Raw genomic sequence first — 21285 nt, 5'->3', positions numbered from 1 at the left:
GCTTCCATTTCCAGACGGCGGTGTGTCATTGAGGTTGCGTACCATGGGACTCCATTGCGTTAGTCGAATGTTTGAACCGCTTGCGAAGGGTGTCGACCAGGTGCCGTTCCAGGCCAGCTGGCCGACCGGCAAGCCGCCAAGCAGCCAGGACCGACAGCGCATAGACCAACAGGTACAGCGCTCCCACTAGCACTGCTGATATCGCCATTTCGGTCAGGCTTTCGGCGGCCATCAGCCTGGGCCTCGCAAGCCAGAGAACCGCACCCGCCGGCAGCATCGACACCATGGGCCTCCACAACGCAAACACCTGCTGCGCAAGGCCGGTCCCGATCAGGCGCCGAACGATAAAAAGCGCAGTGAGCGTGCCGGTCGCGGTGGCGATCGCACTACCGGCAATCGCACCGGGGATGCCGAAGTGCACGGCGCCTGCCCAAACCAGCGGCAACCGGGCCAGCAGTTCGACGAGGGTGCGTACGGCGACCCAGCGGGACCGGTTCAGTGTCATTGCGAGCGAGCCCATCAGCACGGCTGGTAGTCCAAGCAAGGCGACTGCACTGAGCCAGCGAACCCACTCGGCCGCCAGCACCCAGGCAGGGCCCAGCGTCACGCGGACCAACACGTCCGGCCAAAACAGCGGCACGCCCATCACAGGAATCAGCACCAGCGCAATGGCGTGCGACAACTGAAGGTAACGCGAGGCCTGGCTACCGCCGGCAGATGCCAGCGCCGCCATCGCAGGGCGAGCCAAAGGTGCGACCAGTGCCTGAATCGGAATCTCCGACATTTGCTTGCCCATGGCGTACTGCCCAAACACCGTGTCGGTGGTCAGCCGCGGAAGCATCAACCGGTCGATTTGCCAGTTGAGTGCCGCGCTTAACTGGGACAAGAAGTTCCAGCCGATCAGGCTGGAGAAATTTGCCCAATGAACGAGCGTCAGTCGCGGTCGCAATGGGGCGATGTAGTAAGACAAGAGCGTCGATACCAACGGGCCACACACGGTCGCCGCTGCAATAGCCCAGTAACTGCGAGTGATGACAGCGATAGCAACCGATACGGTGAATGCGACAGCCTTGCCAGACAGCTCCATTGCAGAGTCAGGTCGAAAGTTAAACGCACGCGCATATTCGACCATTCGCGGGCTGACGAGCCCACGCAGCGCCGGCGCCAGCGCGAGCACTGCGAGCAAGCTCGTCAGCCGTGGCTCATCGTTGAACGCAGCCAGCGGCCAGGCCAGCGCCAGCAAAAGGAGTGCAATGACGATCCCGCGCAAAAGGCTGAGCGTGAAGGCCGTGTGCAACATGGCGGGCGTCAACTCAGGCAGGCGAATCAACGCTGCGGCCATCGGCAACTCGAACAAGGCTTCGACGATGAACACTACGGCCATCGCGGTGGCCACTAGGCCGAACTCAGCCGGCCCCAGAAAACGAGCCAGGCAGAGCAACATGGCCAGGTCGATCAGCTTGGCAATCAGCCGCGTACCGACAGTCCAAGCTCCGGCGCCGACCGCCTTGCTCGCGATATTTGACGACTTAGTTGACACGTGCCTCCCTATGGACGGCCGGGCGAAACACCCGTTGCAGCTCTGTGCCAGCCACTGCCGCAGCCATCCCATAGAGAAACGCGTTGTACAAGCCGAAGTCCGGCGTCGTTCCGATCGTCAGACTGGTGAAGAAGGGAGGCAGATAGGACCACCGGACAGCCGACAAGATGGCCTGCCCTTTTGCGTCGCCTTGCCGCGCTCGCCGCATCAATACGGTTTGCGCCACGAACAGAAAGTAGAACGCCGCGCCCAGAACACCGGTATTGCTTGCAAGGGCTACGGCGAAGTTGGATGCGCGGGTGCCGCCCAGGCCGACGCCCAGGCCATACGTTGCAAACAAGGAGTTCAAGGAAACTCGCGTCCACATGCCGCGCTCTTCGAATGAGCTGCTGTTGGACTTCTGCAGCACCATTGCATCGAACATCTCGACCATGGGGTTGAATACCTTGGGAACGACCAGGACAGCCAGGACCAGTACGCCTGCCGCAGCGGCTCCTAACCAGAACTCGCTCGAGACACCGCGGCGCAGGTAAGGATTGCGCCCTGCGGCAATCACGCGCCAACACCATTCCGCCGCCGCTGCGGCACCAAACAGTCCAAGCCCCAAATATGCAGCGGACGAAGTCGAAAGCCAGCTCAACAGCAGCAGCAAGGCCATCAGGACAGGTACCCCGCGATCCCGCAGCAGGCCTGCCGGCATCGCGCGCCGAAAGAAATACAAAGACACCAGAAAACTCAACGACAACGTGCCGAAAGCCGAAGCCTCCGGCATCAATCCGACCACGCGTTTGCCACCGAGCACTTCATCTTCGATCAGCAACGCGTAGCTGGCGGTGCGAAAGACTTCGAGCAACGACTCCAGCCCCGTCGACTGAGATAGGTAGTCGAGGAATCCGGTGAAAACCGCCATTGCTGCGCCAAAGCAAAGCGCGACCAACGCATGCCGCCGCATGGCCTCGGCACGCAACAGGCTGGCAAAGGCAAAAACGCTCAGCACCGATATGCTGACGTACACGAACTGCGAGATGTTCTGGACGGTCGGCACGAGCAACACCGAATCGGCCAGATCGCCGAAGCGAACAGGCACCACCTGAACAACCCCCGCGAAGAGCCGCGGCATGAACGCGGTGGCGAAGCCGGCCACCGCCCAGAAAAGAAACAAGAGAAACAAGCCGGACGGCTTGAGTGCGGACTGGACCGCCGTCGCCAGGCCGCGCATGCTGCCCAGCTCCCGCGCTATCAGCGCCATGGCGACGAGCGGCGTCGGCGTGAGCGTAAGGCCGCCCGTCACCTCCGTGGGAATGGCCGCGAACGAGCCGAACGACATCGAGGCGAACAGCAAGTACAGCAGAACCTGTTTTTCCTGGAACAAGGTCCACACGACGATGACCCAGAAGACGGCGATAGGGATGGCTTCCATGCACTTGCCTGCTCAGACCGCTGGGCATTGTTGAATGGCGAGCAACGAATCGATGCGTTCTGCCAACTTCGCCTTGAACACAGCCGTGTCGAAGGTGCCCGCGTGCGCATGCAACAGGTCGGAACGGAAGGACGCCGCAGTGGCCTCGAACCGCCCTATCGCATCGACCATGGCCTCTGTCGTTTGTTCATGGAAGAACAAGCCGGTGCGCCCATCGACAACCGTTTCGAGCGCCCCGCCTTTGGCATAGGCAATGACCGGCCTGCCACTCGCCATGACTTCGAGTGGAACGATGCCGAAGTCTTCTACTCCTGGGAACAAAAGCGCCTTGCAGTGCGCAAAGTGATGCGTCATGCTGGCGTCGTCGACCGCACCCAAAAACTCCACGGTGGGGCCCGCCAGTTGCTTGAGCGCGGGGCTCGAACCGGCGCCTATAACGACAAGGCGCCTGCCCAAACGGGCACAGGCTTCGACTGCGATTTCGATCTTCTTGTACGGCGTGATCTGGCCGGCACAGAGGTAGTAGTCGCCTGGCTCTTCGGATGGAGCGAGCGGCGCAAAGCGTGCGAGGTTCACTGGCGGATGCACCACTTGCGCAGTGCGTCTGTAGTAGCGCTCGATGCGCTTGGCCACATAGGCCGAATTGGCGATGAAGTGATCGACGCGGTGCGAGGTACTCACGTCCCATTGGCGCAGCGAAGGCGCCGCCAGCGACATCAACGAGCGCGTGATGGGACCGGCCGCTGCGCGGTACTGCGGGTACAAGTCCCAGATGTAGCGCATCGGCGAGTGGCAAAAACAGATGTGGGTCGCATCTGGTCCGGGGATGATTCCCTTTGCCGGCCCTGACTCGCTGGAGATGATCAGGTCGTAGCCGGTGAGATCGAAAGACTCCAACGCATAAGGCATGAGCGGCAGCATCTTTTGGTAGTGCCGTACCCCACCGATCTTCTGCAAGAACGACGTGGTGATGCGATGACGCTTGAGCTTTTCCGAGATGGCAGACGGATCGCACACCAGCGTGAAGATGTCCGCATCGGGGTAGAGGTCGCACAACACTTCGAGGACCTTCTCCCCTCCGCGCATACCGACCAGCCAGTAATGGACCAACGCGACCTTCACGTCAGTACGCATTCTTGTTGATGAAGCCTTTGAACAGCGTCAAGACGATGATCTTCAAATCGAACGTCAGTGACCAGTTCTCGATGTATGCGATGTCGCACTCGATGCGCTTGGCAAGGTCAGTGGAGCCCCTCCAGCCATTGACTTGCGCCCAGCCGGTGATTCCCGCCTTGACCATGTGCTTCTTCATGTACGCGGGAATCTCGTTCTTGAACTGGTCAACGAACACAGGTCGTTCCGGCCGTGGTCCGACGATGGACATGTCACCCATCAAGACATTGAGAAACTGAGGTAACTCGTCGAGACTTGTCTTGCGCAGGAATGCACCGACTTGTGTCGACCGCGTTTCACCGGCCTGGGCCCATACGGCGCCGGTCTTTTGCTCTGCATCTACGGGCATCGAACGGAACTTGAGCATGTGGAACTTCTTGTTGTTCCAGCTGACCCGCTCCTGCCGATAGAAAACCGGGCCCGGGGAACTTAGCTTGACGGCGACGGCTATGGCAAGCATCAAGGGGGAAATCAGCACAACGATCAGTGCAGACAACACCAAGTCTTCCGCCTTCTTGACCACGCGCGCCGCACCGTGCAAGGGGGTCTGCTGCAGCGTGATTACAGGCAGACCGGCGATCTCTTCAACCGAGTGATTCAGCAGGTGCAGCCCGAACAGGTCAGGCACGAGCTTGATGTCTGCAGTCGAGTGCCGCAGCTGGCTGAGTGCATAGGAGATCTTTGCTTGATCGCCGATGGGCAATGCCAGCCAGACCAATTCGACGCCGCGCGACTCGACGTAGGCGCCCAGGTTGTCGAGGCGTCCCAACATGGGTGCGCCAGTCAACTCACTCCTGTCTGAGTGGGTGGCAAACCAGCCGCGGACCTCGATGCCGCACGAGTCATCGCGCCGAATGGCATCGACCAGGCGCTGCGCCTCAGGATTTGCGCCGACGACGACGGCCACGCGGGCGTCTTTGCGCTGACCGCTTGTCCAGCGCACTCCTGCATTCACCGCCGCGCGCAAAAGCAGTGCACCACCTACGCTAAGCCCAAACCAAGCAGCCCACCACAGCCGTGATGTGTCTTGCCCGTCTCTCGTCGCCAGCGCGTACACGGCCATCAAGCAGAACATCAAGGGCCACAGCGTGCCGAGCTTGAATAGCTCCGCGGCGATGGTGCGGCCCCTCCAGCTTCGGTACAGCGAGCTGCCGTTGAAGACGATGACCGCGAACAACACACCGCGTGTCACTGCATGCACGTAATCGGTGCCCATTTCGGAGTGGCCGAAGCGCAAAGCAAATGCCAGTAGGCCGCTTCCTACAAATACAGCCAAATCTCCAATTCGCAGGGCCAAGCCCAATAATGGATTAAAGTTTCCTAACGCCAAAAGGCGCGTTTCCTGTAAGCCAATAGCAAACGTCGACAACATCAGACTCTCCCAGAGACCAATTAAAAGGGGGCGCCGTACCCAAAAGTATTAGGGCTGTCTCTGGCTTCTTATTTATCTATCAAGCGCAATTTCAATGCCAACCGAACCAGCGTCAAATGCGAACTTAAGTTGTGGCCGTCAACCTAATCCGGTTTAGCAGAGGGCATTCTGCACCGTGATATTTTTTGCAGTTGTGTCAATTTGATTTGCGATTAGCAATCCGACCCGATTTGGCAAGTGATGCCCACCAGAATATTCAAATAGTATGAATACTTTCATTTGCACGTCACTCGAAGCCCATTACCACTTTGGTATTGCAGTGCTGAGTGATCCGCGGACTGCAATCGCCACTCCGCAGCCGGGTGATTGATCTCGCTGGTGTGGGTATCGCTCACGTCTCCACGCGGAAGCAAAGGTCCTTGGGATTGGCCACCATGCGTGTGGTAGCGCCTCGGGTGGGTGCGCGCCCCGCGCCTAGGTAGTTTTCGTGCGACGCAAGTCGAGTAATTTTCGAAAACGTCGACTAATGGACGCCGGGCAAACGAACGCTTTGGTTTACATTCAGCACAAAATGTAAACTTAAGTTGTTGTCGAGCACAGATCTTGCGGCGTTATGGCGCCGTTTCCCCCAAATCACCACGCTATGACTCTCAGAACCTTCATGGGGCGCACCGTTAGATCCTCCACTGCCCTAAACCACTGACATGGCACCCATCCTGGTGACCAGCAGTCCTCGCTGCGCAGGCCCCGTACCGGCAAGTTTTCTACCGGCAATTACCTTTCGTTTGAGCCTTCCCAATCCAGCATGAGTCGCCCTCCTATCAGTTCCACGCCAGATGCTCGCCAGCGCGCGCTAGCCGCCTCAGGCGAGGCCATGATGATGGTCGACGCGGATGACGCGCCGCGCCTTTCGGCTTACAGCGACATCCTGCTCGACCACAAATGGCTGATCAGCGGAGTAGTCGCATTCGCTCTGCTCGTGGGCCTGGTCTATGTGACGCTGGCCACGCCGATCTACCGCGCCAACCTCCTGATCCAGATTGAAGACTCTGCGCCGGACAGCAAAAGCTTCTTGAACGAGACCACCGGGCTGTTCGAGGTCAAGACGCCGCTCACCGGCGAACTCCAGGTTCTTGGTTCTCGCATGGTGCTCAATGCGGCAGCCGATCAGGCAGACCTGCAAATCAGCGCCCAACCGCGCTATCTGCCCATAGTGGGCGCATGGCTCGCGCGCCACGATGTGGGTCTTTCGATGCCCATTCTTGGCGGCTATGTGACCGGAGCCGAGCGCATCGATGTGACTCGCTTCAATGTGCCTCCCTCGCTGGAAGACACCGGCCCTTTCATCGTCACCACGCAAGGTGGAGGCCGCTACACAGTGCGCCACGAAATGCTCGAAGCCCCGCTCAACGGCGTGCTCGGGCAGCCCCTGCGCTACACCTTGTCCGACGGCGTTCTCGATATTCAACTGAGCCAGCTGGCAGGCAGACCCGGTGCCAAGTTCACCGTCTTCGTGTCGTCACGTGATCGCGCCATCGAGCAGTTGCAGGGGCGTTTGCAGCTGGTGGAGCAGGGTCGGCAGTCGAATGTGATCGGCGTGACTCTCGAAGACAGCAACCGTCTGCGTCTGGCACGTGTGCTCGATGCGATTGGCGAGCAATACGTGCGACAGAACATGGCGCGGAAGTCCGCCGAAGCCGAAAAAACGCTCGCATTTCTCGATGCGCAACTCCCGACGTTTGAAAATCAGCTCAAGACTTCGGAGGACGCGTTCGCGCGCTTTCGAAATCAGAACGGAACGATCGCGTTCGATGAAGAAGCAAAAGTCTGGCTTAAAAAGACAGCTGATTTGCAGAGCAGTCTTTTAGACCTGCAACAAAAGCGCCGTGAAGCGGAGCCAACGTTTTCAGACCAGAGCAGCAAGGTTCAAACGTTAGACAAACAGATCGGTGCAGTACAAAGCGAACTAGGCTCCATCAACACGCGCATTGCAGGGATGCCGAATATCCAACGCGATGCATTGCGACTTGAACGTGAAGTGCGCGTTAACAGTGCACTCTATCAATCTATGCAAAATAATGCATTGCAAATGCGATTGCTGAAAGAAGGAAAAATCGGCAATGTGCGGCTACTCGACAAAGCCGCCGTATCCAAAATACCGGTTAAGCCGCAGAAGATCTTGGTATTGGCTTTCGCATTAATGTTGGGAATTTTGGTAGGACCTGCTATTGCTCTGATCCGTACGCGTTCGAGGCCCGGAGTTCATAGTCCAAAAGACATCGAACTTCACACCGGATTGGAAGTGTATGCCGTTGTTCCCCATAGCCCCGAGCAAACTCTTTTGGACCAAGGCGACAATAAAGCCACGGCAAATAATTTGTTGGCAGACATTTACCCTCACAGCTACCCGGTCGAAACATTGAGGGGGCTACGCGTCAGCCTCAAAATCGCGATGGCCGAAGCGACGAATAACCGAATTCTCGTTACCGGTGCAACACCGGGAATAGGCAAGAGCTTTATTGCCAGTAATTTTGCGCTTTTGCTAGCGCAGACTGGCAAGCGAGTGCTGTTGATCAACGCAGACCTTCGAAAACGTGAGCCGCGTGGAATATTTGGTCTTAAACAAGAAGGTGGTTTGTCAGAATTGCTGTCCGGGAAGCTCAGAATGCAAGAATCAATTCACGCCCAGGTTCGCCCCAACCTCGACGTATTGACTACCGGACAGCTGCCCCGCATGCCCGCCGACATGCTGGAGTCTAAGGCCTTCATTCTTGCCTTGGATATGCTCTCATCACGCTATGATCATTTGGTCATAGACACTGCTCCAGTGTTGGTAGCAGCTGACGCGGCCGCTGTGGCGCCTGCTTGCGGTGTAGTGTTACTCGTGGCTCGAGCCGATAAAACTAAATTGGAGGAGTTGAATGAAAGCGTGCGCCGACTCGCCCAGGCCGGCACGCCGATCAATGGTGTGTTGTTCAATGGAATGAACTTCAACCGAAGGTATAACGGAGACTACGGCTATAGCCACCGGATCTACCACCATGCTGCGCGCCAGTATGCCGTCCAATTTAATCCGAAAATTCTTTAGAGGCTCGTAAATATGAGTACGACGGCCACTAACGGAGACGGTCACATTGGACGGATAAATGCACCAGGACCCGATCGAGATTTAACTGCCATTAAGACGTTTAATCGTCCGTCGGCCTATGTCCATCTTGACTACGGACGCGGTCCGGACACATGGGCGAAGGCGTACCAAAAAGGCATTGTGTTTGAGGAACAACCGTATGGGTATCACTGGGCTCAGACTTGGGTCAACCTCAATTATTCTGCCGATGCTCCAGAGCCAAAGGCGGTGTCCTTGCTTCGTCGCGGTTTCAAGTTTTTGTTTGGCTTCGATCTGATACACGCATTTCGCAATCGCAGATGTGCCGACTCGGCCGATGTCATATGGACCCACACGGAGAGTGAGTATCTTGCAGACGCTTTGCTGATGAAGTTACACCTGATGAAGCGGATTCCGCTCGTTGGACAGAGTATTTGGCTATGGGACAAATGGTCGAAATGGAGCCCTTTGCGCAAACGCTTCCATCATTGGCTGTTCGAAGAGGTGACCGTACCGACAACTCACAGCGCATTGAACTCGAAACTTGGTACCGAAGTGCTGGGGCGCACAGTCATTAAAGTTCCCTTTGGTATCGAGCCGACATTTGAGGTACCAGTTTCGCAACCTCGGCCTGACGGCAGGTTGCGAGTGGTTGCACCGGGGAACGACCGGCATAGAGACTGGGACACACTAAAGAAAGTCGCCCGCGACAATTCGGATATAGAGATCGTCGTGCTCTCTAAGCGTCGACGGGCAAGTCGATTGATATCCGCTGACGTTCCAAACTTCGTCGTGCGCAGCGCTGTCGGCATCAAGGATCTCATAGCCGCCTACGATGCCGCAGATGTCGTTGCGGTTCCGCTCCTAGGCAACCTGCACGCTTCCGGAATTACCGTGGCAATGGAAGGCATCAACGCTGGCCGTCCTGTGGTGCTAACCCGTACCGGCGGTATTGAAGATTACCTTGGGGGCACGGCTCATTATGCAGAGCCGGGCGATGCGATCGGCTTGGCGACTGCTATTCGGGCCGCTGCAGTGGTTGGCCAGGACCGCGACCTTCAAATTGCAAGGCGATCCCATCTGACAAATGCCGGCTTAATGATCAAAGATTTTGGCTCGCGCCATGTGTTGCTCACGCGGCTCGCTTTAGGCATCAGCACCCCTGAAGAAGATATCGCAATCTCTTGTTTCGCACCTGTCGTTCTCCAACATTGACGTTTTTGCGAATGAGAGCCAATGCCAACGAGCATATTGTTGTCGGCATCGCTACTGCCGGCCGGCGAGATGTACTCGAAAAAATGCTCTGGCAATTGACTCTGCAGCGCAAACTTCCTGACCGCGTAATTATTTGCCCCGCCACAGATCACGATTTCGATGAATCGATCATCTCGAAGTTGCCCTATCCAATCGAAGTCGTGCGCGGCGCGCGCGGACTTTGTGCTCAGCGAAACCTGATACTCAAGAAAATCTCCCACGATGATCTAGTTGTCTTTTTTGACGATGATTTTTATCCAGCGGTAGATTTTCTAGAAAAGACAATCAGCTGTTTTTCGGCCTCGCCAGATTTTGTAGCAATGACAGGGGTAGTCATCGTGGATGGGGCTTTGGGCCCTGGTATAGAGCACGATGAAGCGCTGAGAATTTTGAGTTCACACAGTGAATGCACTGATCTCACACCAGATACCATTTACAACGTCTACGGTTGCAATATGGCATTTCGCGCATCAATTATTCGAGATTCGAGCGCGGCGTTCGACGAGAATCTACCGCTCTATTCATGGCTGGAAGACGTTGATTTTTCAAGATCAATGTCTTCCAAGGGTGCCATAGGTCAGAGCCGATCGCTTAGAGGTGTGCATTTGGCCACCAAGCGCGGCCGAACCTCAGGAGTGCGCTTTGGCTACTCGCAGATAGCCAATCCCATATATATGGCAAAAAAGGGAACGTTCGCGTGGTCACGCGCTTTCTTTCAAATGGGTCGCAATGTGACTGCCAATCTGGCGCGTTGCGTGAATCCGGAACCCTGGGTTGATCGTCGGGGTCGGCTTAAAGGAAACCTAGTCGCTGTCAGCGATTTATTTAGAGGCCGACTCCATCCGCGGAGAGTCTTGGAAATTAGCTGAAGACCGACGAGTTCTATGCTGAAATCCTCTTAACCTCTTCGAGAATCGTGCGGAGACCGCCGCGTTGCCGTTCATTCCAGAACTTAGAGCATTCAAAGGCTTGGGCGCCCTTTTTAGCTCTAGAGTTCTCATCTAAACACATTTTGATGACGGCCGCTGCAAATGCCGCCGCGTCGTCATCATCGATGACCTCCACGCATTGAACCATGTCGTCTGGTAATCCTTCGACTCCGCGGACGGTACTAATTACCGGTAAACCCAGTGCCATAGCGTCAATTAACTTAATCTTCAGACCGGTGCCATCCCGAATAGGATTTATCAAGATTGGTCCTTTTTCGAACAAATCAAGAAGCCTGTCCACCTTGCCTAAAGGGATCACACCTTCTTTTCCCTGGAGGACGTCGCATATAGACCCACCGACATACAACCTGAAGTCTGGAACTTCTTTCAAGATTGCTGGCAGAACATCATTGACAAAATAGAAGATCGAAATTATGTTTGCTTCGAATAACGATCCGACAAATGAAGCAGCGCAATTTTGCCTAAGGACGGCCCGTTCGGAGGAAATAGTGATGTGACCAATTGTCGCCACCTTGTCCCCGTTCGCACGCGGAAGTATCGACCTAAAGTAATTGGCTTCTTTATCCTGAATGGCGATAATTTTGTCTGCGCGATTCAAGCCTTTCGATTCTGCTTCAGCCGTGAATTCATTAAAGAACGCATCTTGCGTATCTATAATTTTGTATATAGACGAGTTCAGCGAGTCCAATACCGCAGAAAAGTGGACATAGACGATTACTACTGCCCGAGGCTGCCAAATTTCAAAAAGATCGTTGATGGAGCTTGTAATTTCTCGCTCGAACAAATAATCCGGGCTATTTCGTAGCGCGGTTTTTCTTTTTACTTTCTTATACAGTTTGTAGTGAATCGAGTAAAAAGCTTTTTTTGCGAAGTCTCTAATTCGAGCCAGCAGTGTAAATTCAAGTATTACGAATCTGTGTGCCCCTAACAGCTCAACATGCTTTTCTTCATCGAATACAGCAAGCTGCCGAGATGGAATGAGTATGAAAAACACCTCGCAGCCCATTGCATGGAGCGCTTGCACAAGAGTAAGAATTCTCGCCCGATTCCCGCCGGTGGTGGGGAACATCGGAATTTTGGAGACGATCGCAATGCGCATGTTAATTGCCCTGTTTTCCACAAGAGCGGTGAGTGATCGGCACAGTAGTCTCGGCGACGGGCTCTACGGACTCGCGGCTCTTTCCGGACAAATTCCCCCTCCGACCAAATCGCGGAGCGCTCGCATGTTTCCATGCAAACGTCCGCGCCTATCAACCCATGGCTCAGGAGAAAAGCTCCGGAAAGCATTGGCGAGCAGATTTCTTGCAATCTGCTTCAGCGCGCGAGGCCAGTGCATGGTGCCCTTGCGCGCGAGATACAAAGGGTTCGCTACCTGGGAATAGCCCAGACGTCGTCCGGGGCTGCGGCCCGATCGCTTGGTACCAAGATGAACACCCCGAAGGCGCGCCGCTTGAACGATTTCCCCGTATGACGCGAGCTGCCTTGAGAAATCCACGTCCTCGAGCCATGCGTAGAGCGGCAACCGTTCATCAAAGCGAATTCGATTATTTCGCACGGCCTGCATTCGAACAGCCATGTTGCATCCGTATCCGTTGTACGCCGACACCAAAGTTGTTGTCTCGCTGTTTGGCTCGGATGCTTTGAGGATGATCAAGCCATCTGCATGCCCAAGGCCAGGACCGATGATTCCATCCGCCAGAACTTTGCCTGTCGTCACCACGACAGTCGGATGCTCGGTGAACAACAGTTCAACCTCTTCAACGTAGTCGTTTGCAGGCAAAAAATCATCGTCGAAGAAAATCACAATGTCGGCTGCCGTGGCGTCGAGCAGCACGTTTCGCTGAGCAGAAGAGCCCACCGGCCCGCGCAAGACGCGAACCTTTCCAGGGTAATCCTGCAAGCAGGCCATATCGAGATCTTCGTCCCGCGCAGGACAAATTAACAGCTCGTCAGCGATGCGCGACTGTTTGGCCAGGAGATCGATCGTTTCCGCGATCACTTCCCTCCGTCCTGCAGTGGCAATAGCAATGGCAATTTTCAGGGGGACAATCTCTGAGTTCATGAAAGAGAAAAGATGCGGCGTTGCGGGCGCATATTTTGTAAGTAAGGGACAAGACATATCGACATCGATTGGATCAGCGCGCAATCGGCCCGGGTTTACCCATCACTATTTTGAGCAACCGATGTGCCGCCTTTTCCCATGTGAACTGAGCAGCGTGCGCTCGTCCACGTCGCTGCATCTCGGCGCGCAGCAGGCTGTCGTTGCACAGGCGGACAATCTGCTGCTCCCATTGCACCGGGTCCAGCGAATCGGCCCACAGTGCAGCATCGCCGCACACTTCGGGTAGTGCGCCGCAGGGCGAAAGGATTGCCGGACACCCCAGTGCCATCGCCTCCAGCGGTGGCAGACCGAAGCCTTCCGTCGTGGAGGGAAAGGCCAACGCCTTGGCCTGCTCCAGCAGCCCAACCAATTGCTCGTCGCTGACAAATCCGAGAAATTTGACGTTGGGGGGAACAATGTGACCTTGACTCTCAAAGTCCTCACGTGTCGCCGAACCAAACAGGGCAAGAGTGACGTCACGTAACGCTGGTGATCCAAAAGCCTTCAGGAGAACCTGAATATTTTTATGAGGCTGGACGTTGGCGAGTGCTATGACATAGCAGCTTCCCGCCAACTTGAAGGCCGCTACTTTCGTCGAATCAGGAACAAGCCGAAGCACATGGTCGCAGCCGTTGTGTATTACCCGAATACGTGCCGAGGTAGCGACCCTGAAATGGTCCAGTTGCTCCCGCGAAAACTGCGACACAGTGAGTAATGCCGTATTGCGTTTCCCCAGCCAGGGCAACACTAGTCGATACCAAGTGCGAAAAGCAAAGGAGTACGACTCGGGCGATAGGTATATCTGTGCATCATGAACCATGGTGAACGCATCTTTGTGAAGCACCGGCCCCGTGTTGCAAAAGTTGATCAAGGTGTCGCCTTTGATGCGCCGGGGCAAAACGAGTTGCTCCCAAAACGCCCCATTCAGCTTGCGCATAAAAGAGCCCATTTCGCTGGACCCATCGTTCAATTCCACTCGAATATGCGAAAGCGGAAGGTCGCCGTACTGCCCCGCAGACATGATCACACGGCACGACACAGCAGCCGCAAGCACGGGATCGTCCGCAAGTGCTTTGTCCAGGGCCCGCAGGAGTTCGCGAGCTACACGGTTGACTCCGGATCGACTGGTTTTCGGCTGCAGGAACTTGCCGTTGATGGCAAGTCTTGTTACGGCAGCGCCCTTGGCGCCTGTGTCATTGAGACTTCTTGACATCGATTTCAGGACTTCATTTTGTTTTGACTTGTCCGAGCACAGACCTAGTGGCATCTTGACTCGGCCTCGGCATGATCTTGCTGCGGATAAGCTCGAGCAAGTGTTGTTCGAGTCCTGCCGGCCGCCCTGCCCATTGCCATGCAAGCATTGCACACGTTCCGTAGACAACCAGATAAACGATGCCGATCGGTACGGCAGCTACCAACAGCTGTGGCAGGCTTGAAGCGCCCAGCGCGACGGGCTTTGTCAGCCACAGCAGGCTGCCAGCCAACAATACCGCCAACAGCGGCCGTAAGAGCGTCCCCAGTTGAGCGATCACCCCTGCACCGCTCAGACGCCGCACCATAAATAGCGCCGTAAAAGTACCGATGGCAGTCGCGATTGCACTGCCGGCGATAGCGCCCGGAATCCCGAATCGTAAAGCGCCCATCCATACCAGAGGCAGCCTGACCAGCAATTCAATGAGTGTCCGTGCAGCCAACCAGCGCGTGCGGTCCAGCGTCATCGCAAGCGGCCCCAACAGAATGGCGGGTAGCCCCAGCACCGACGATGCGCTGATCCAGCGCATCCACTCCGAAGCTGGCAACCAGCTCTCTCCCAATGTGACGCGAACAAGCACTTCTGGCCACACCAGCATCAACCCCAGTACCGGTGCAATGACGAATGCGATCCCATGAGACAACTGCAGGTAGCGCGAACCTCGACTTTCGGCGGCCGACGCCAATGCCGCCATACTAGGACGAGCCAATGGCTGAACGAGCGCCTGAATCGGAAGCTCCGATATCTGCTTGCCCATGGCGTATTGCCCAAACGCCGCGGTCGTAATCAGTCTTGGAAGAAGGAGCCGATCGATCTGCCAGTTCAGAGCCGAGCCCAACTGGGCTATGAAATTCCAGCCGATCAGGCTCGAAAAATCCTTCCAATGCGTCAGCGTAAAACGCGGTCGCAACGGTGCTATGAAATACGAGATAAACGTTGTAACTAGCGGTCCGCACACGGTCGCAGCAGCAATCGCCCAATAGCTCCGCGTATTGAAAGCGATGGCGACCGCGATGATGAAAGCCGCGGCCTTGCCCACCAGCTCCAGCATCGCGTCGGGGCGAAAGTTGAAGGCGCGCGCGTATTCCACCATTCGCGGGCTGACCAACCCGCGCAACGCCGGGGCCAGCGCGAGTACTGCCAGCAAAGCTGTCAGTCGAGGCTCTTCGTTGAACACTGCCAACGGCCAGGAAATAACAAGCAGCAGAGCGGCGATAACCAGCCCGCGAAGCAGGCTCAGCGTGAAAGCGGTGTGCAACATGTCTGCAACCAGAACAGGCGCACGAATCAACGCGGCTGCCATCGGCAGCTCGAACAAGGCTTCTATGACAACGACCACAGCCATCGCCACCGCGACCAAACCGAATTCAGCCGGCCCCAAGAACCGAGCGAGGCACAGCAGCATTGCCAGATCAATCAACTTCGTGGCCAGACGCGTACCCACGGTCCACACGCCCGCCCCGACGGCACGGCTCGCCATGCTCGGTTGCTCAGTCAATGCGGGCACTCCGTCTGCTGCGCACTTGCGGCGCCCTGAAACGCGGGGTGCTCAAAAGCCGATGAACCTCGGTGGGCCAGACGGCGCGTTGAAGGATCTTATGGGCAATTGCTACCGCAAACCCGTACAGGAACGCATTGGACAAACCGAAGTCCGGCGTAGTGCCAATAGTCAGACTGACAAAAAACATGGGTAGATACGACCAGCGGGCGGCCGATAAGAGAGCACTTCCCTCGGCGTCCCTACGCCCTGCCCGCCGCACAAAAAAGCACTGCAAAACAAAAAGGAAATAGAGCGCTGCGCCGGCCAATCCCACATTACTGACAAGGGCCACTGCAAAATTCGAGGCGCGACTGCCGCCCAGACCGACTCCCAAACCATGAGTTGCCAACAGCGCGTTCCAGGACATCTGGGTCCACATTCCTCGCTCTTCGAACGAACTGGTGTTCGCCTTTTGCAGCACCGTCACGTTGACCATGTCTAGCAGTGGAGTCAGGACGTTGGGGACAACGATAACGACCAGAAGAATGGCCCATACGGCCACGGCACCTAACCAAAACTCGCCCATAAGACCATGGCGAAGATAGTGATTGCGGTCTGACGCGAAGAATCGCCAGCACCACTCCGCAGCCGCCGCCGCGCCGAAAAGGCCCAGACCAAGATACGCTGCCGATGAGGTCGACATCCACACGAGCAGGAGCAGCAAGCCCATCAAAGCCGGAACCACGCGATCACGAAGATGCCCGGACCGCATCGCCCGTCGAAAAAAGTAGAGCGACGTCAGAAAATTCAAAGAGAGACTGCCGAAAGACGATGCCTCAGGCATCAAGCCTACGACGCGCTTGACATCCTGAACTTCTGCCTCGGTAATAAGTGCGTAGCTGGCCGTGCGAAAGACTTCCATGAACGACTGAAGAGGCAAGTATTGCGACGCAAAATCAAGAAATCCCGTAAAGACCGTGAAGGCCGCACCCAGGCACAAAGCACTCAGGGCGTGTCGGCGCATGCCCTCGCCGCGCAAGACACTTGCGAAGGCAAAAACGGCCAGTACCGAAATGCTGACATACACCAACTGAGAGAGGTTTTGAACAGTGGGCGCGAGCATTGCCGTGTCCGAGGCCAATGCGCCCGCGCGCACTGGCACCACTTCGACCTGACCGGCAAAAAAGCGCGGCATGAAGAGGGTGACCACAGCGGCCACTAGCCAAAAAAGAAACAGCAGCAGCAAGCCGGATGACTTCAAGGCAGCGTCTAGCGCTTTCGTCAAGCCGCGTGCATTGCCAAGTTCACGCGCTATCAGCAGCATGGCGACGATAGGTGTCGGCGTTAGGGTCAGCCCCGCGGTCAACTCGGTGGGGATTGCAGCAAAAGAACCGAACGGCATGGATGCGAAGAACAGGTAAATCAACACCTGCTTCTTCTGGAACAAGGCCCACAGCGCAACGCTCCAGAATATGCCGACCGGGATTAGCTCCATGTGGCCGCCCTGTCAGGTTGCAAGCCGTGGGGGCGTGGCAACCAACGAGCCGATAAGCTCGGCCATCCGTGCCCGGAATACGACCGTATCAAAAGTGGCTGCATGCGAGTGAGCCACCTCGGAGCGAAATGAGCTTGCAACAGCCTCGAAATGCCCTATCACGTCGACCATGGCTTCTGTGGTTTGTTCGGCGAAGAACAAGCCCGTGCTGCCTTCGACGACTGTCTCTAGTGCGCCGCCTTTTGCATAGGCTATGACGGGCCGCCCACTCGCCATCACTTCCAAAGGAACGATCCCGAAGTCTTCGACCCCAGGGAAAAGAAGCGCCTTGCAATGAGCGAAGTGATGCGCCATGGTGGCGTCGTCGACAGCGCCTAAAAACTCGACGGTAGGGCCAGCAAGCTGCCGGAGCGCTGGGCCTGCACCCGAGCCGATAACGACAAGCCGCCTACCCATGCGGGTGCACGCCTCCACGGCGATTTCAACCTTCTTGTAAGGCGTGATCTGACCTGCACACAGGTAGTAGTCCCCCGGTGCATCGACCGGCTCGAAGCGTGCGAGGTCGACGGGCGGGTTCACGACATGGGAAGTGCGTCGGTAATACTTCTCGATCCTTCGCGCCACATAGGCGGAGTTAGCAATGAAATGGTCGACGCGATGCGACGTACTTACGTCCCACTGGCGCAGCGACGGCGCAGTCAGCGACATCAAGGCACGAGTCAAAGATCCCGCCGCGGAACGGTACTGCGGATACAAGTCCCAGATGTAGCGCATCGGCGAATGGCAGTAGCAAATATGAGTGGAGTCTGGACCTGGAATGATGCCCTTGGCCGGACCTGACTCGCTGGAGATGATCAAGTCGTAGCCAGTGAGATCGAAAGACTCCAGGGCATAGGGCATCAACGGCAGCATCTTTTGGTAATGCCGCACGCCGCCTAGTTTTTGCAAGAACGATGTCGTGATGCGATGGCGCTTGAGCTTCTCGGAGATGGCAGCCGGGTCGCACACCAGCGTGAAGATATCTGCCTCGGGATACAGATCGCACAGCACTTCTACAACTTTTTCACCACCGCGCATGCCGACCAGCCAGTAGTGAACGATGGCAACCTTCACGTCAGTAGGCGTTCTTGTTGATAAAGCCCTTGAACAGCGTCAAGACAATGATTTTCAAGTCGAAGCCCAGCGACCAGTTCTCGATGTATTCGATGTCGCACTCGATGCGCTTGGTCAAATCTGTGGAACCGCGCCAGCCATTGACCTGTGCCCACCCAGTAATGCCGGCCTTGACCATGTGCTTTTTCATATACGAAGGGATCTCGTTCTTGAACTGCTCGACGAATACAGGTCGCTCCGGACGCGGTCCGACGATGGACATATCACCCAACAACACATTGAGGAACTGAGGCAATTCATCGAGGCTCGTCTTGCGCAGGAATGCGCCGACTTGCGTCGACCGTGATTCGCCGGCTCTGGCCCAAACCGCACCGGTCTTTTGCTCTGCATCGGTCGGCATCGACCGAAACTTAAGCATGTCAAACGTCTTGTTGTTCCAGCTCACGCGCTGCTGTCGATAGAACACAGGCCCAGGCGAACTGAGCTTCACTGCAATAGCAATCGTGATCATCAGCGGAGAGATCATGAAGAGAATCAACGTCGACAAGGCGAAGTCCTCGACCGCCTTGATTAGACGTGCCCTGCCCAACAACGGCGTTTGTTGCAGTGTGATCACCGGCAAGCCGGCGATTTCTTCGACCGAGTGGTTCAACAGATGCAAACCGAAAAGATCGGGCACCAGCTTGATGTCTGCTGTTGAATGCTTTAGCTGGTCGAGAGCGAAGGCGATCTTCGCTTGATCGCGCATGGGCAATGCCAGCCAAACTAGGTCGACGTTGCGTGACGCGACGTACTCGCCAAGGTTATCTAGCCGCCCGAGCATGGGCGCACCGGTCAATTCCCCGCGGTCGGCATGCGTGGCAAACCAGCCACGGACTTCGATTCCGCACGAATCGTCTCGCCGAATGGCATCGACCAAGCCCTGTGCCTCGGGGTTTGCGCCGACCACGACAGAAATACGCGTATCTATCTTCTGAGCGCTGACCCAGCGTACGGCTGCCCCAACAGCCATTCTCAAAAGCAAGGCCCCCGTGATGCTCAGGCCGAACCAACCACCCCACCATAAGCGTGATGTGTCGTGACCATCTCTCATCGCAAGCGCATACACCGCCATCAGGCAGAACATGAGCGGCCAAAGCGTCATTACCTTCAGGAGCTCCGCGGCCGTCGAGCGGCCACGCCAGCGCCGGTACAGCGAACTGCCGTTGAGGACGATGACGGCGAAGAGCACGCCACGGCTGATGGTGTGCATGTAGTCGGCGCCCATCTCGACGCTGCCGAATCGAACTGCGAAGGCCAACATTCCACTGGCTACAAAGATGCCAAGGTCGCCCGCTCGCAGGATCAAGCCCAACAACGGGTTGACCCTTCCAAGAGCGATCAGCGGGCTTTCGCGGAAGCCGGTTGCGGAACTAGACAGCATCAAATCTCCCGGAAACCAATAGTTAACCAATTTTTAACCACTGAAACTAAAAGTAACTCGACCGTAGTCTATGGCATTAGATAGAACTAAAGTGCGACTTTTTCGGCTCGTTGTGAACTTGTGGCTAGGGTAAACCACATTGCGACGTGACATTGTTTGCAATTGTGGCGATGCGATGTGACAAACGACAAAGATGTTCACCTCGACCGCCTTATTTACGGGATCATTTCCGCCAATGGAAACCGCCATCTGCACGCTCTTCGAAGGCCACTACCACTACGGCGTTGCCGGGCTGGTGAATTCGCTAGCGGCTGCGGGCTACCAAGGGACGGTCTGGGTCGGGCATCGGGGGCCACTGCCGTCGTGGATCGTCAATGGGAACGGGTTCAACGCCGTCACCAAATGCCTGCAGGTCACGCCAACGATCCAGCTAAAAACCGTCGAGCTCAATCCACCGGTGAGCCTGACCTTCTACAAGCCGACTTTCATGCTCGACGTCCTGGAACGGCTCGCACCCGATGTGGGTGCGGTGAGCTACATGGACCCGGACATGGTCGTGAAATGCGACTGGACTGCAATCGAGCAGTGGGTCACGCCGGATGGGGTCGCTCTGGTCGAGGACCTGAACTGGTCGATGCCTTCGCATCACCCCAAACGAGCGCGTTGGCAGGCGTTCTTCGCTGGTTATGGGGAGAAGCCTGTGCGGCCGCTGGAGCGGTACTACAACGCGGGCTTCGTCGGGGTTGCACGGGCGCAAATCGACGTGCTGCGCGCCTGGCAGCGGATCTGCGGGATCGTTGCTGCGCACAGCGGCGGATCGCTGCAACAGCGCCGGGTCGGCGAGGCCGATCACCTCTTTCACTCGGCGGATGAAGACGCGCTGAACTTCACGTTGTCGCTTTCCACCACCCGGCTAGAAACCTTTGGGCCAGAGGCAATGGATCTCGCACCAGGCGGAAAGCACTTTTCACACGCCGTCGGGTCGTTCAAGCCATGGCAAGGGCAGCACGTGCGACGAGCGCTCCAAGGCAAACCACCCAACGTAGCCGGCGAATGGTTCTATCGCTTCGCGGCAGGCCCGCTGCTGCCCTTCTCTCGTTTGAAGCTGGCAAAGCGCAGGGTGGCGATGCGGGTGGCGTTGGCTTTAGGAGCGCTCTATACGGTTGCGCTGGCGGTTAACAACGTGCTTCTTGCTCGGAAGCGGCGTCCTGCCGCCAGATCAAGGCGGCAGGCCAGAGGATTTCCGGCCTTTGAAATGACTTCTTATTGAGATTCACGTCACGGGTAAGCCGGCCGAGTTGCCCGCCAGATCGCCCGTTTAGAATTCGCCTCGAACCGCGGGCGTAGCTCAATGGCAGAGCTGTTGCTTCCCAAGCAACTGACGAGAGTTCGATTCTCTTCGCCCGCTCCATCAAAAGCGCATCACACACGCCTCACGAGCAGTTGGCAGCCGCTGACTTTCGCTCGATTCCCCTCCTTTCCAACGCACTGCGTGTGCTGGCCAACAACCGTTGGTCAGTGGCATCCCAATCTCCGGGTTTTCCATTAATCAATCCACTTGATTTATTAACTCCAAGTCCCGAAACTCTGGCGTGCCCCGCCAATA

15 protein-coding genes and 1 tRNA gene are annotated in these 21285 nt (G+C 56.6%); 5 read left to right on the top strand and 11 right to left on the bottom strand.

Translation table 11 applies throughout. The features are described from left to right. Positions 1 to 25: 25 nt before the first annotated feature. From H7F36_RS15305 to H7F36_RS15290, 4 genes are read right to left on the bottom strand one after another with little or no spacing between them, the layout of a single operon-like run. The gene (locus H7F36_RS15305; RefSeq protein WP_187051631.1) at positions 26 to 1540 is read right to left on the bottom strand and encodes an oligosaccharide flippase family protein; all 1515 of its coding nucleotides are present in this window, start codon (positions 1538 to 1540) and stop codon (positions 26 to 28) included. Continuing rightward, on the bottom strand, positions 1530 to 2960 hold the full coding sequence (locus tag H7F36_RS15300; protein ID WP_187051630.1) for a hypothetical protein: 1431 nt from the start codon (positions 2958 to 2960) through the stop codon (positions 1530 to 1532). The genes H7F36_RS15305 and H7F36_RS15300 overlap by 11 nt, the downstream gene beginning before the upstream one ends. A gap of 12 nt (positions 2961 to 2972) precedes the next feature. Continuing rightward, on the bottom strand, positions 2973 to 4094 hold the full coding sequence (locus H7F36_RS15295) for a glycosyltransferase (protein WP_222620384.1): 1122 nt from the start codon (positions 4092 to 4094) through the stop codon (positions 2973 to 2975). Further along, complete coding sequence (locus H7F36_RS15290; protein ID WP_187051629.1) at positions 4084 to 5505, bottom strand: undecaprenyl-phosphate glucose phosphotransferase; 1422 nt, start codon at positions 5503 to 5505, stop codon at positions 4084 to 4086. The genes H7F36_RS15295 and H7F36_RS15290 overlap by 11 nt, the downstream gene beginning before the upstream one ends. A gap of 874 nt (positions 5506 to 6379) precedes the next feature. On the opposite strand from H7F36_RS15290, the gene H7F36_RS15285 reads away from it, so the two are divergent. Genes H7F36_RS15285 through H7F36_RS15275 form a run of 3 tightly spaced genes read left to right on the top strand, consistent with a single transcriptional unit; the run spans position 6380 to position 10734 of the window. Next, positions 6380 to 8593 (top strand): polysaccharide biosynthesis tyrosine autokinase, encoded by a 2214-nt coding sequence (locus tag H7F36_RS15285; protein WP_261802312.1) that lies wholly within the window; start codon positions 6380 to 6382, stop codon positions 8591 to 8593. A 12-nt stretch (positions 8594 to 8605) separates the two neighbouring features. Then, on the top strand, positions 8606 to 9826 hold the full coding sequence (locus H7F36_RS15280; protein ID WP_187051627.1) for a glycosyltransferase: 1221 nt from the start codon (positions 8606 to 8608) through the stop codon (positions 9824 to 9826). 11 nt (positions 9827 to 9837) lie between these two features. Continuing rightward, positions 9838 to 10734, top strand: a complete 897-nt coding sequence (locus H7F36_RS15275; protein WP_187051626.1) for a glycosyltransferase family 2 protein — start codon at positions 9838 to 9840, stop codon at positions 10732 to 10734. 13 nt (positions 10735 to 10747) lie between these two features. Here H7F36_RS15275 and H7F36_RS15270 read toward each other — a convergent pair whose 3' ends face one another. From H7F36_RS15270 to H7F36_RS15240, 7 genes are all read right to left on the bottom strand, one after another. Next, positions 10748 to 11914 carry a glycosyltransferase gene (locus H7F36_RS15270; protein ID WP_187051625.1) on the bottom strand — a complete coding sequence of 389 codons (1167 nt, stop codon included), beginning with the start codon at positions 11912 to 11914 and terminating at the stop codon, positions 10748 to 10750. Between the two features lie 63 nt (positions 11915 to 11977). After that, on the bottom strand, positions 11978 to 12877 hold the full coding sequence (locus tag H7F36_RS15265; protein WP_187051624.1) for a glycosyltransferase family 2 protein: 900 nt from the start codon (positions 12875 to 12877) through the stop codon (positions 11978 to 11980). Between the two features lie 73 nt (positions 12878 to 12950). Next, positions 12951 to 14183, bottom strand: a complete 1233-nt coding sequence (locus H7F36_RS15260; RefSeq protein WP_187051623.1) for a glycosyltransferase family 4 protein — start codon at positions 14181 to 14183, stop codon at positions 12951 to 12953. After that, positions 14143 to 15648 carry an oligosaccharide flippase family protein gene (locus tag H7F36_RS15255; RefSeq protein WP_187051622.1) on the bottom strand — a complete coding sequence of 502 codons (1506 nt, stop codon included), beginning with the start codon at positions 15646 to 15648 and terminating at the stop codon, positions 14143 to 14145. The genes H7F36_RS15260 and H7F36_RS15255 overlap by 41 nt, the downstream gene beginning before the upstream one ends. 10 nt (positions 15649 to 15658) lie before the next feature. Further along, on the bottom strand, positions 15659 to 17143 hold the full coding sequence (locus H7F36_RS15250; RefSeq protein ID WP_187051621.1) for a hypothetical protein: 1485 nt from the start codon (positions 17141 to 17143) through the stop codon (positions 15659 to 15661). Positions 17144 to 17155: 12 nt separating this feature from the next. Then, on the bottom strand, positions 17156 to 18256 hold the full coding sequence (locus H7F36_RS15245) for a glycosyltransferase (protein WP_187051620.1): 1101 nt from the start codon (positions 18254 to 18256) through the stop codon (positions 17156 to 17158). A gap of 1 nt (position 18257) precedes the next feature. Next, positions 18258 to 19709, bottom strand: a complete 1452-nt coding sequence (locus H7F36_RS15240) for an undecaprenyl-phosphate glucose phosphotransferase (RefSeq protein WP_222620383.1) — start codon at positions 19707 to 19709, stop codon at positions 18258 to 18260. A gap of 163 nt (positions 19710 to 19872) precedes the next feature. Between H7F36_RS15240 and H7F36_RS15235 the strand changes: the two genes are divergently transcribed. Then, positions 19873 to 20949 carry a hypothetical protein gene (locus H7F36_RS15235; protein ID WP_187051619.1) on the top strand — a complete coding sequence of 359 codons (1077 nt, stop codon included), beginning with the start codon at positions 19873 to 19875 and terminating at the stop codon, positions 20947 to 20949. Between the two features lie 67 nt (positions 20950 to 21016). Next, positions 21017 to 21090: transfer RNA gene (locus tag H7F36_RS15230), tRNA-Gly, on the top strand. The last annotated feature ends 195 nt before the right edge of the window (positions 21091 to 21285 follow it).

It is taken from the genome of Variovorax sp. PAMC28562 (assembly GCF_014303735.1).
In the GTDB taxonomy this organism is placed as follows: Bacteria; Pseudomonadota; Gammaproteobacteria; order Burkholderiales; family Burkholderiaceae_C; genus Variovorax.
The sequence above is the reverse complement of the archived record's forward strand: the minus strand, read 5'-3'. Positions and strand labels throughout refer to the sequence as shown.